At 65.6% G+C, this 9,961-nt stretch carries 10 protein-coding genes; 6 read left to right on the top strand and 4 right to left on the bottom strand.

The window, feature by feature from the left end; genetic code table 11:
• From ACK41V_RS22450 to ACK41V_RS22440, 3 genes are all read left to right on the top strand, one after another.
• A partial coding sequence (locus tag ACK41V_RS22450) for an NAD(P)/FAD-dependent oxidoreductase (protein ID WP_409785724.1) occupies positions 1 to 742 on the top strand: 742 nt, incomplete at its 5' end.
• Positions 743 to 1,042: 300 nt separating this feature from the next.
• Positions 1,043 to 2,074: an alpha/beta hydrolase family protein gene (locus ACK41V_RS22445; protein ID WP_409785722.1), complete on the top strand. Its 1,032-nt coding sequence runs from the start codon at positions 1,043 to 1,045 to the stop codon at positions 2,072 to 2,074.
• Positions 2,075 to 2,251: 177 nt separating this feature from the next.
• Entirely contained in the window at positions 2,252 to 3,241 is a 990-nt protein-coding gene (locus tag ACK41V_RS22440; RefSeq protein ID WP_409785720.1) for an endonuclease/exonuclease/phosphatase family protein, read from the top strand.
• Here the strand turns inward: ACK41V_RS22440 and ACK41V_RS22435 are convergent.
• Positions 3,196 to 4,173, bottom strand: a complete 978-nt coding sequence (locus ACK41V_RS22435) for a DMT family transporter (protein ID WP_409785719.1) — start codon at positions 4,171 to 4,173, stop codon at positions 3,196 to 3,198. The genes ACK41V_RS22440 and ACK41V_RS22435 overlap by 46 nt on opposite strands.
• Before the next feature lie 249 nt (positions 4,174 to 4,422).
• On the opposite strand from ACK41V_RS22435, the gene ACK41V_RS22430 reads away from it, so the two are divergent.
• On the top strand, positions 4,423 to 5,301 hold the full coding sequence (locus tag ACK41V_RS22430) for a LysR family transcriptional regulator (RefSeq protein WP_409785717.1): 879 nt from the start codon (positions 4,423 to 4,425) through the stop codon (positions 5,299 to 5,301).
• Between the two features lie 157 nt (positions 5,302 to 5,458).
• The gene (locus tag ACK41V_RS22425; RefSeq protein WP_409785716.1) at positions 5,459 to 6,604 is read left to right on the top strand and encodes a zinc-binding dehydrogenase; all 1,146 of its coding nucleotides are present in this window, start codon (positions 5,459 to 5,461) and stop codon (positions 6,602 to 6,604) included.
• 307 nt (positions 6,605 to 6,911) lie between these two features.
• Here the strand turns inward: ACK41V_RS22425 and ACK41V_RS22420 are convergent, their stop codons facing one another.
• The 3 genes from ACK41V_RS22420 to ACK41V_RS22410 are packed head-to-tail and all read right to left on the bottom strand — an operon-like array spanning position 6,912 to position 8,765.
• On the bottom strand, positions 6,912 to 7,571 hold the full coding sequence (locus ACK41V_RS22420) for a DsbA family protein (RefSeq protein ID WP_409785714.1): 660 nt from the start codon (positions 7,569 to 7,571) through the stop codon (positions 6,912 to 6,914).
• 3 nt (positions 7,572 to 7,574) lie between these two features.
• Positions 7,575 to 7,850: a hypothetical protein gene (locus tag ACK41V_RS22415; protein WP_409785712.1), complete on the bottom strand. Its 276-nt coding sequence runs from the start codon at positions 7,848 to 7,850 to the stop codon at positions 7,575 to 7,577.
• 48 nt (positions 7,851 to 7,898) lie between these two features.
• Positions 7,899 to 8,765, bottom strand: coding sequence for an MBL fold metallo-hydrolase (locus ACK41V_RS22410; RefSeq protein WP_409785710.1), 867 nt, complete (start codon positions 8,763 to 8,765; stop codon positions 7,899 to 7,901).
• A gap of 126 nt (positions 8,766 to 8,891) precedes the next feature.
• Here ACK41V_RS22410 and ACK41V_RS22405 point away from each other — a divergent pair, with 126 nt between their 5' ends.
• Positions 8,892 to 9,785, top strand: coding sequence for a LysR family transcriptional regulator (locus ACK41V_RS22405; protein WP_409785708.1), 894 nt, complete (start codon positions 8,892 to 8,894; stop codon positions 9,783 to 9,785).
• Positions 9,786 to 9,961: the final 176 nt, after the last annotated feature.

Here is a 9,961-nt window from a genome sequence, read left to right as displayed (position 1 = left end):
CAAGCTGCTGGCCTACCCCACGGTGACGCTGCGGCAGGGCACAGTGGTGTCGGCCACGGCGCAGCAACGCGCCGGGTCACCAGAGAACGGGTTTGAAGTGGTGCTGGACGATGGCGCACACATGGAAGCTCACAAGCTGGTGCTGGCCTTTGGCGTGGCGGATGGTTTACCAGACATTGATGGCCTGCGCGAGCGCTGGGGCGCCAGCGTGCTGCACTGCCCGTATTGCCATGGCTATGAATTTGCAGGCCAGCAGCTGGGCGTGCTGTACCACTCGCCGCCATCGGGCATGCATGCTCAGCTGATAGCCGACTGGGGCCCGACCACCCTCTTTTTGAATGGCGAGACCACGCTGGAGCCCAGCGAGCACGAGCGCCTGCGGGCACTGGGCATTGCCGTGGAGCCCGCACCCATCGCCGCGCTGGAAGGTCCGGGCCAGGCGCTGCACGGCGTGCGGCTGCAGGCCACCGGCGGCGGCGATGCGCGCGTGGTGCCACTCGATGCGCTGTATGTAGCGGCATCCACGCGCCCATCCAGCCCGCTGGCCGAACAGCTGGGCTGCGCGTTCGACGATGGGCCCATGGGCCCCTACGTCCGCACCGACGGGAACAAGATGACCACGGTGCCCGGCGTGTATGCCGCTGGCGACCTGACATTGATGCGCCACAACGCCACGCTGGCGTCGGCTGAAGGGGTGCTGGCGGGCGTGTCTGCCCACCAGGCCATGGTGTTTGGGCAGTAACTAGCGCAGTGTTTCACGCTATCCGGCACATAAAAAGGCGTCTTTTCGCCCCTGGCGGCGTTGCAAATCCTCGCGATACACCCGGTATCGCTCCGGTTTGCGCCTTGCCAGTGCCAAAAATCCATCATTTTTATTTGTGCCATCAAGCGTGAAACACTGCACTAGCGCTGCTGCAGCACCCGCCCTGACCGGCACCGGGCAGGCCGCACGCTTGCAAGATCGGTGAAGCCCGGGTGCGCACGCTGCGGCACACTCGGCGGGCACAGCCTCCGTGATTCCTAACTGCGTCACTACATCGCCATGACCATTTCATCGCTGCATCGCTTGCGCCTTCGTGCCCGTTCTTCTTCACGCTTCGGCCTGGGCATTCGTTTGCTGTCGGCCGCAGCGCTTGGCTGCGCCGCCACCCTGGTCCAGGCTGCGGGCTTTGCCTTTATCGAGGTGCCTGCAGACAAGGATGGGCCTGCGTTGCGCGGTGCCGTGTGGTCGCCCTGCAGCACGCCGCCGGGCCGTATTGACCTGGCGCCGCTGGTGCTGCAAGGCACGCGGGACTGCCCCCTTAACGGCCAGGGCCTGCCGCTGGTCGTGGTGTCGCACGGCGCGGGCGGTTCGGCCCTGGGGCATCACGATACGGCGGCTGCGCTGGCCGATGCGGGCTATGTGGTGGCCGCCATCAACCACCCGGGGGACAACTTTCAGGACGTGAGCCGCCAGGGCCATCTGTCGGCTTTTGCCACGCGGCCCGTGGACATGAAGCGGCTGACGGATTACATGCTGGGCACGTGGCCCCTGCGCGCGCAGCTGGACGCCAGCAAGGTCGGCCTGTTCGGCTTTTCGCGCGGTGGCTACACGGGGCTGGTGGCCATCGGTGCCAAGCCCGACTGGACGCTGCGCCCGGACCTGTGCCCGCCGCTGTCCATGCGGCCCCTGTGCGGCGAGATTCGGCGCAACGAAATCCCCGCCACGCCTTCACCGGACCCGCGCATCAAGGCGGCGGTCATCGTTGACCCGTTGAGCGTGTTTGACGCCAAAGGGCTGGGGCAGGTCAGCACGCCCGTGCAGCTGTGGGCCTCGGCGCTGGGTGGCAGTGGCGTCACGCTGCAGAGCGTGGAGACGGTGCGCCAGGGCCTGCCCCGCGCGCCCGACTGGCACGTGGCCGCGAACTCGGAGCACTACGCGTTTCTAGCGCCCTGCTCGCCCGCGCTGGCCGAGGCAGCGCCCGACATCTGCCGCGATGCGGCGGGGTTCGACCGGGTCGCGTTTCATCAATTTCTCAATGCGCAGGTGCTGGCGTTCTTTCAGCGGCACATCGCAGCAGTCAAAGCGCCCTGAGGGCAGTTCGGCATTCGTCGCGCACGCTGCGCTGCCCGGCGACGCGGAGTGCGCGGAACGCACGTTGGTGTTCGTATCCCTGGCAACCTGATGCGGCGCAACACCACTCCGCCAAGCGGTAGCGACTCAGGCGCTCCGCGCGCAAAATGCCGCGTCGTCTTGTTTGCCCTTGTAGCCATGCCCACCCGTTCAGCGGTTTCCCACTTCATCACCGCCCGCGCCCAATGGCTGGTTTGGCTGTGCGCACTGGGCGCGCTGACGGCCCCGCTGTCGCGCGTGCTGCCCGCAGACCACACGCCACTGCTGCAATGGCTGGTGGAGCTGGCTGCACACTGGCAATGGCTGTATGCCACCGTAGGCGCGGTGGCGCTGGGTGTGCTGCTGGCGCTGCGGCGGGCGTGGTGGCTGGTGGTGCCCGCGCTGGTGCTGGCGGGGTGTTTCCTATGGCAGTCGGCCACCTTGCCGCGTGCAGCAGCCCTGCCTGCAGACGCGCCGGTGCTGACTGTGGGCACCGCCAACCTCAACCTGGCCACCACCGACTTCGACCCGCTGGCGCAATGGCTGACATCGGCCGACGCGCCCGATGTGGTGGTGTTGCAGGAATACACAGCCCTGGCCGATGCGGCGCTGGCCAGCAACCCCGCCATTGCAGCGCGCTACCCGCACCGGCTGGCCGTGCCGCAGCCCGACCCGTTTGGCTTGGCCGTGCTGTCGCGCCACCCGATGGCAGACACGCAAACGCTGCAACCGCGCAGCGAGTGGGACACCCTGCGGTTACGCGCCACGTTGCTGTGGAACGGACAACCCGTGCATGTCATCGCACTGCACCCCATGCCCCCGCTGAACGCCGCGTTTGCGAGGGCACGCGACCAGGCTTTGGCGCAAGAGGCGCAACACCTTTCTGAAAAGGGTGGCCTGGGCCTGATGGCAGGCGACCTGAACATCACCCCTTGGGCGCGCGGCCTGTTTGCGGTGGAGGTGCAAATGCGCCGCGCCAACGGCATGGCAGCCAGTTGGCCCAATGCGTGGGGAGGGTTGTCGGTGCTGCCGCTGGACCATGTGCTGGCGTCGTCGGGCTGGCAGGTGGTTGGCTCGCGCACGGGGCCAGACCTGGGATCGGATCATCGACCCGTGGTGGTGCGGCTTGTGGTTTCTGACACTGATTGATTCGGCCGCCGAATCGTCCACAACGCTGCGGCCATCAGCACCACGCCCGCCAGCTGCACCGGGCTCAGCGTGCGGCCATACACCGCCCAGTCCACCAACACAGCGGTCAGCGGGTACACAAACTGCAGCACCGCCACCTTGCCCAGCGCCAGCCTCGCCATGCCCGCAAACAAGATGACGTAGGCCAGCCCCGTGTGCAGCACGCCCAGGCCCGTAAGCCAGGCCCAGGCACCCGCCTTCTGCGGTCCGCCAAACACGAACGGTGCCCACACCAGCAGCACCGCACCCACCAAACACTGCCACAGCGACAGCGCATAGGGGCTGATGGCCTGATCGGCCTGGTCGGCTTGGCGGGTGCGGCTGGCCAGCAGGGTAACGGCGGCGTAACACAGAGAACCGCCCAGGCACATCAGCACCCCGGCCACATAGGCCCCACCATCTGCGGTGCCCGCCGGTATGCCGTCAAGCAGCCCGGTGGTGAGCATCAGGCCGCCCAGTGCCACCAGCGTGGCCACCCACTGGCTGGTGGACACGGCCTCGCGCAAAAACAGCGCGCCAAACACGATGACCCAGATGGGCTGCACATGAAAGATGACCGTGGCCACAGCGATGGAGGTGCGCGGGATGGCCGCAAAGAACAGAGCCCAGTTGAGCACCATGAACACGCCGGTGGCGCAGGCCACCCAGCGGCTGCGGGCCTGGTGGCGCAGCAGAAGCTCGCGCCCGCGGCCTGTTGCCAGGCACCACGCCACCAGCGCCAGCGCACCAAAGGCGCAGCGGAACCACACCGTGACCAACGGATGCTGGCCCGCCTCTTCCACAAACACGCCGATGCTGCCCAACAGCACGCCACCGGCAATCATCAGCCACTGGCCCTGGCGGTCGCGAGTGGCGGCTGGTGTGCCGATGGCGGTGGTAGTTGCAATATTCATTCGGCATGAATCCACGTCAACCGTTCACTGAGCCGCGTCGAAGCGCTGCGCGAGGCTTCGACAGGCTCAGCCCGAACGGATATTTCAAGTTCAAAGAAAAGGCCCAATTCATAGTGACGGTTGAATCGAGCGTTGAGAAAGCGGCGGCCTTGTGGTTCATGGCGCCAATGGTCGGCGCTTTGTCTACGCTGGTAAAGCGCATAGTTCGAACGATTACTATTCGATAACCGAATACACAAAGAGGCCTGCATGAGCTACCCCGACTTTCAGATCGACTGGCTGCGCGCCTTTGTGGCCGTGGTGGATGCAGGCTCGCTCTCCGGCGCGGCGCCGCTGGTGCACCGGTCGCAGTCGGCGGTCAGCATGCAGATCAAGAAGCTGGAGGCGGCCCTGGGCCGCCCGGTGCTGCTGCGCGGCCCGCGGCATCTGGAGGTCACCCCCGCAGGCGTGGAGCTTCTGTCGTACGCGCGCCGCATGCTGGAGCTGCAGGCCGAAACGCAGGCCGCCCTGTTTGGCCCGCAGCTGGCGGGCCGCGTGCGGCTGGGCGTGCCAGACGACTACGCCAGCACCTACCTCACGCCGGTGCTGCGCAGTTTTTCGCACCGGTACCAGGGGGTGGAGATTGAGCTGACGTGTGAGCAGTCCACCGCGCTCATCCCGCGCCTGATGGCGGGCGAGCTGGACCTGGCGCTGGTATCGCGCGACCGGCCGCAGCGCGGGCGTTTTCTATTTCAGGAGCCGCTGGTGTGGGTGGGCGCCGCGCAGTTTGAAGCCTGGCGGCGCGACCCGTTGCCGATTGCGGTGTACGAGTCGGGCAGCATGGCGCGCATTGCCACGCTGTCGGCCCTGGTAGCACGGCGGCGTGCCTATCGCATCGTGTACCACAGCTCCAGTCTGGCGGGCCAGTTGGCCGCGGTAGAAAGCGGCCTGGCCGTGGCGGTGCTAACGCGCTGCAGCGTGCCGCCTGCGCTGCAGATCTTGCAGAACCTTCCGGCAGAGTTTGAGCTGCCGCCGTTGCCGTCGATGGACGTGGCGGTGCTGCGCAGCAAGGCGTCGCTGCGCGCACCGGCGGTGGATGCGATGTATGAGCAGATGGTGCGGACGCTGGGGGCCAAGGGTAGCGATTGAGTCGGCATCCATCCAATTGAAACCGTTCAAAGATGACCACGCAGGAACCACCCTGCTCGGTAAATCACTTGCGCGACCACGCATGAAGCACAAACCCGTTTTAATAGGTTTCCGCCGCCCTCCGAGCGCGCGCCCACCTTCTCACTGAAAGCACCCAATGACCACACCCACCATTCCTGCCACCGCACTGCAACTGCGCTCGCTGGTTCAGCCTGATGGCACCTTGCAAGTCAGCCTGGAACCCACGCCCGTGCCCACGCCGGGGCCCGATGAGGTGTTGATTCAGGTTCAGGCAACGCCGATCAACCCATCCGATATCGGCCTGCTGTTTGGGCCCGCCGATCTGTCGACCGTGCAAGTGGCGGGCACGGCTGATCGCCCGGTGGTGACGGCCCACATCCCTGAGCGCGCCATGCCCGGCATGGCCGCGCGCCTGGGCCAGAGCATGCCGGTGGGCAACGAGGGCGCGGGCCTGGTGGTGGCGGCGGGTTCATCCCCAGCCGCCCAGGCGCTGGTCGGCCGCACGGTGGCGGTGATTGGCGGGGCCATGTATGCGCAGTACCGCTCCATGCCTGCTGCGCAGTGCCTACCGCTGCCTGCGGGCACCACGGCAGCCGAGGGCGCATCGTGTTTCGTCAACCCGCTGACGGCGCTGGGCATGGTCGAGACGATGAAGCGCGAAGGCCACACCGCGCTGGTGCACACCGCCGCGGCCAGCAACCTGGGCCAGATGCTGAACCGGGTGTGCCAGAAGGACGGCATTGGCTTGGTCAACATCGTGCGCAAGCCCGAACAAGCCGCGCTGCTGCGCGAGATGGGCGCGCAACATGTGTGCGACAGCACGGCGCCCACCTTCATGGCCGACCTGACCGACGCGCTGGCCGCCACCGGCGCCACCATTGCGTTTGACGCCACGGGCGGGGGCACGCTGGCCGGGCAGATCCTGCAATGCATGGAAAGCGCCATCAACCGCACCGCCAAGGAATACAGCCGGTATGGGTCGGCAGTGCACAAGCAGGTGTATCTGTATGGCCACCTGGACACCCGCCCCACCGAGATTCAACGCACTTTTGGCATGGCCTGGAGTGTGGGCGGCTGGTTGCTGTTCCCGTTCCTGAACAAGATTGGCGACGCCGCAGCCCAGGCACTGCGCACCCGTGTGGCCGCCGAGTTGAAGACCACGTTTGCCAGCCAGTACGCGCGCACCGTGTCGCTGGCCGAGGCGCTGAGCGCAGATGCCATCGCGTTTTATGGTCCGCGCAATACCGGGGCCAAGGTGTTGATCGATCCGTCGAAGGATTGAGCGGAGGTTGCGCCTTCGACCCGCCCATACCGTTCGGGCTGAGCGTGTCAAAGCCTTGCGCGGCGCTTCGACAGGCTCAGCGTGAACGAGTTTTATGAACCCACCTTCGATCACTCAACACCGCTCGGACTGAGCTTATCGAAGTCCTGCACCGCGCTTCGACAAGCTCAGCGTGAACGGGTTTTTGTGAACCAGCCTTCGATCACCCAACACCGTTCGGGCTGAGCCTGTCGAAGCCCTGCGCCGCGCTTCGACAGGCTCTGCATGAACGGTTCTTGATCCTGAAAATTGGCGCACCCCACTGCATTCAATCCGCAGCTGCCGCCCGCACCAACGCCACCAGTTGCTCGCGCGGCCCCAACAACGCGTCGCCGCTCAACAGCCGCAGCGCCTCGCCCTGGCCCGCGACCACCAACTGCGGCACACCGCGCGCGCCCACGGCTTGCAGGGTGGCCTGCGCGTTGGCAACACGTGCAGCCATGGCGCTATGCAGCCCGGCATCGGGCGCCAACACCATCGCAGCCGCATCGGCCAGGCCCAGGGTGTTGAGCACATCGGCCAGCACCGCCGCGTCTGTCGTGTCGCGGCCATCAACATATCGAGCGCGCTGCAGGGCGTGCAACGCATCCAGCTCACGGCCCGGCGCGGTGTGCGCCACGGCGGTCAGGGCCAGCGTGGCGGGGCCGGAATCAAAACGGCCATTGGCTGCGCCCAGGATGTGGTCGCGGTAGGCCTGTGTGAAGGGTTGGCCCGTGAGCTGCTGAATGCGCTGGTCGTTGGCCCAGGCATAGGCGGCAAATTGCGCGTCCATGGGCCGTGCGCCCGGGCCTGCGAACAGGCCAGTGGGCGCGAGTGCCACATCGACACCGTCCACGCCCTGCAGGTATTGCAGAGCAGGCGCAGCGGCGTAGCACCAGCCGCACAGGGGGTCGAACAGATAGGTCACGGTGGTGGATGTGGAGGGCATGGATCAGGGTCTTTCTTCAAGGTCAGGCGATGTGGAGGCGGTCAGTGCGGCTTCAAACGCAGCAATCTCTTCGGCCAGCGTGCCCCGGCTGCGAAAGTGCCGGACTGCGCGGTCGTACCAGTTCTCGGCGTCTTCCAGATCGCCTTCCTGCAAGTGCAGGATGCCGTGCAGCCACGCACCGAGCATGGAGCCGTCGTGTTGCACCAGATCGTGCGCCGCGTTCCAGCGCCCGGCGTGCAGGTGCTGCAGAACTTGCTGGAGGGGGTGTGTGAAGGTCACGATCTGGTTCCTTTCAAACGGCAGGGTGGGTGAGCGCCCACCCGGTGCTTACCACTTCATTTCGCCCTTGTTGACCTTGGCGCCGATATCCAGCGACAGGCCCATGGGCGCTGCGGGGTAGGCCTTTTTCATCGCATCGATGAGTTCAGCACTGGTCTTGGTAGCGGCTGCGTTCTTTTCAAAGGCTTGCAGGTAGCCCTTGGTGTAGCTGATGTTGGCGGCATCCAGCGCGCCACCAGCGGGCATGTGGCCGGGCACCACCACAGTGGGCTGCAGCGCTGCCATTTCGTCGAGCTGGGCCACCCAGGCGCTGCGCTCTGCCACGGTCTGGGTGTCAGCCGTCCACACATGCATGTTGGTGCCAAACACGCCAATGTTGCCGACCACGGCCTTCACCGACGGAATCCACGCATAAGGGCGGTGCGCCAGTGCGCCCGTGGTGCCACGGATCTCGACCGCCTGGCCGCCCACGCTCAGCGTGTTGCCCGCGATGGCTTTGGGCAGCACGGGTGTGCGCGGTGCATTGGCGCCCATTTTTGGGCCCCAGAAGGCGAGCTTGGCCTGGAGCTTGGCGTTGATCTTCTCCAGCACGGCGGGGGTGGTCACCACCTCGGCCTTGGGGAAAAACTCTTTGAGCGTTTCCACGCCAAAGTAATAGTCAGGGTCGGCCTGGCTCACGTAGATGGTTTTCAGCTCTTTGCCGCTGTCGAACACGTTGGCGGCAATGCGCAGCGCGTCGGCGCGGGTAAAGCCAGCGTCAATCACCATGGCCTCCTTCTCGCCGTAGACCAGCGTGGAGTTGACGTTGAAGCTGTTGCCGTCGGCGTTGTAGACCTTGATCTGCAGGGGCTGGGCGGCGTGGGCGCCAGCAAAGGCCAGAGACAAGGTGGCGGCGATGAGGGTGGTGCGGAACATGGTGGTCTCTCCAGGATTTGATGGGGTTGGCTTGAATGACGGAATGAAGTTTATTTGCGCCAATCGATCCAATAAACCCCATAAAATGCGCAAACTTGTTGCACCAATCGATCAAATAAACCCTCTATGGACCGCTTGACCGCCATGCGCGTGTTTGCCGAAGTGGCGACCAGCGGTAGCTTCAGCGCCAGCGCCGACAAGCTCGATATGTCGCGTGCCATGGTCACGCGCTATGTGGGCGAGATGGAGCAGTGGCTGCAGGCCCGCCTGCTGCAGCGCACCACCCGCAGCGTGACGCTGACCAACGCGGGCGAGCTGGCGCTGCGCCGCTGCCAGCAGATGCTGGCGCTGACCGAAGACCTGGAAGAAGAAACCGCCACCACCACGGAGGGCGCGCTGCGCGGGCAACTGCGCATCACCTGCAGCGTGTCTTTTGCGTTTGCGCAGATGGGCGCGGCGATTGCCGACTTTTTGGCGCAGCACCCGCAGCTCAAAATTGACTTGGACGCGAGCGAAGGCTCTCTGAACCTGGTGGAAAAGCGCATTGACCTGGCCATCCGCATCAGCGCCGAGCCCGACCCGCTGCTCATCGGCCGCCCCCTGGCACGCTGCGATTCGGCCCTGGTGGCATCGCCCGCCTACCTGGCGGCACACGGCACCCCGCAACTGCCCGCCGACCTGGCCCAGCACCGCTGCCTGAGCTACGCCAACTTTGGCAAAAGCGTGTGGCAACTGACACGCAGCGACGAGGTGGCCAAAGTGGGCGTGACCAGCCACTTCAGCGCCAACGAGGCCACCACGCTGATGCGCGCAGCGCTGGCGGGCGGCGGCATTGCGTTGCAGCCCACTTATCTGGTCAATCCTTATCTGCAAAGCGGCGAGTTGCAGGCGGTGCTGCCCGAGTGGAATTTGCCGGTGATGACGATCTACGCGCTGTACCCGTCGCGCAGGCATTTGTCGCCTGCGGTGCGGGCGCTTCTGGATTTTTTGGTGGGGCGGTGTGCGGGGGTGCCGTGGTGAGGGGTTGAATGCCCTGCGGGGGGGTACTGCTACTTGGACAGCTGGTAGCGCATAGTTCGATTTGATGACTAACAAAACATCAAATAGCAGTAGGGATGAATCAACAAAAACGACCCTAGGAGTCTGGGCGGCAGAAGCCCTGTGCTGTGATGAATGCTGGCACGAAGCCTGCTGTG

This window comes from Acidovorax sp. (genome assembly GCF_046291265.1).
In the GTDB taxonomy this organism is placed as follows: Bacteria; Pseudomonadota; Gammaproteobacteria; order Burkholderiales; family Burkholderiaceae_C; genus Acidovorax.
Note: the sequence above shows the minus strand (reverse complement) of the source record. Positions and strands in the feature narration are given on the sequence as shown.